This window comes from Blautia sp. DFI.9.10 (genome assembly GCF_024461705.1).
GTDB classification, from domain to species: Bacteria; Bacillota; Clostridia; order Lachnospirales; family Lachnospiraceae; genus Blautia_A; species Blautia_A fusiformis.
In genome coordinates, this window is sequence record NZ_JANGAA010000049.1 from 1 (window position 1) to 1,235 (window position 1,235).

Annotated in this window: 1 protein-coding gene and 1 pseudogene; both read left to right on the top strand. The window is 42.5% G+C overall.

Going from position 1 to position 1,235, the window contains the following annotated elements; genetic code table 11:
- Nucleotides 1–196 precede the first annotated feature (196 nt).
- Nucleotides 197–271: pseudogene (locus tag NE671_RS15665) on the top strand (IS200/IS605 family transposase); the annotation flags it as partial.
- Nucleotides 272–279: 8 nt separating this feature from the next.
- Nucleotides 280–1,235, top strand: a 956-nt coding sequence (locus NE671_RS15670) for a transposase (protein WP_256164159.1), incomplete at its 3' end; no start/stop codon positions are given.

Sequence of the window (1,235 nt, forward strand, 5' to 3'; positions counted from 1 at the left end):
TTTTAACAAATGTAGCAAGAATTCTCCCACCTCTTCAGGTGGTGAGATGAATTGCACATCTGGGCATATCTGCTCAAAAAATCCCTATAGTACAAAAGAAACACTTGTTCTCCATCCCCTGATGTAGTATACTAAAAAAGAACAATTAGTTCATAAATACATATCAGTCGATAAAAGAAAATGAATGATAAATATAATGGAATTAGACAATAATTCCCATTCAGTATTTCTACTATACTATCACCTGGTGATGGTTATAAAATACAGAAGGTGAGAAGAATGAACCGCGCCGTAAAAATAAGGATCTATCCAAATAAAGAGCAGAGAGTTCAGATAGAGCAAACAATCGGCTGCAGCCGCTTTATCTATAACCAGATGCTTGCAGATAAGATCAGCTATTACCAGAAAGAAAAAAAGATGCTCCGGAACACACCGGCCGGATATAAGAAGGAATATCCCTGGCTGAAGGAGGTAGACTCCCTTGCCCTGGCGAATGTGCAGCTGCATCTGGAAAGTGCGTTCCGGAAGTTCTTCCGGGAACCATCCTGCGGATTTCCACGTTATAAATCAAAGAAGCATACAAGAAATTCGTATACGACCAATGCAGTAAACGGGAATATCCTTTTGCAGGATAGCCATCTGAAGCTTCCGAAGATGGCTGCCATAAAGATAAAACTCCACCGGCAGATTCCGTCAGACTGGAAGCTGAGATCCGTAACTGTGAGCCGTGAGCCATCCGGGAAATATTTTGCAAGTCTTTTGTTCTGCTGTGAGAACCAAACCGTGGAAAAAAGACCGGCAGAGAGATTTCTTGGGATCGATTTTGCCATGCAGGGAATGTGTGTATTTTCTACAGGAGAAAGAGCCGGGTACCCTATGTTTTACAGAAAAGCAGAGAAAAAACTTGCAAGAGAACAGAGAAAGCTCTCCCACTGTGAAAAAGAAAGCCGGAACTATCAGAAACAGAAAAAAAGGGTAGCTTTATGTCATGAAAAGATAAAGAACCAGAGAAAAGATTTCCAGCATAAGCTCAGCAGGGAGCTTGCTGAAAGATATGATGCAGTATGCGTGGAAGATCTGAACCTGAAGGGAATGTCCGGAGGCCTGCATCTTGGGAAAGGCGTGCAGGATAACGGGTACGGGCAGTTTCTGTCCATGCTTGGATACAAGCTGGAAGAGCGCGGAAAACATCTTATAAAAGTAGACCGTTATTTTGCATCCAGCAAGATCTGCAG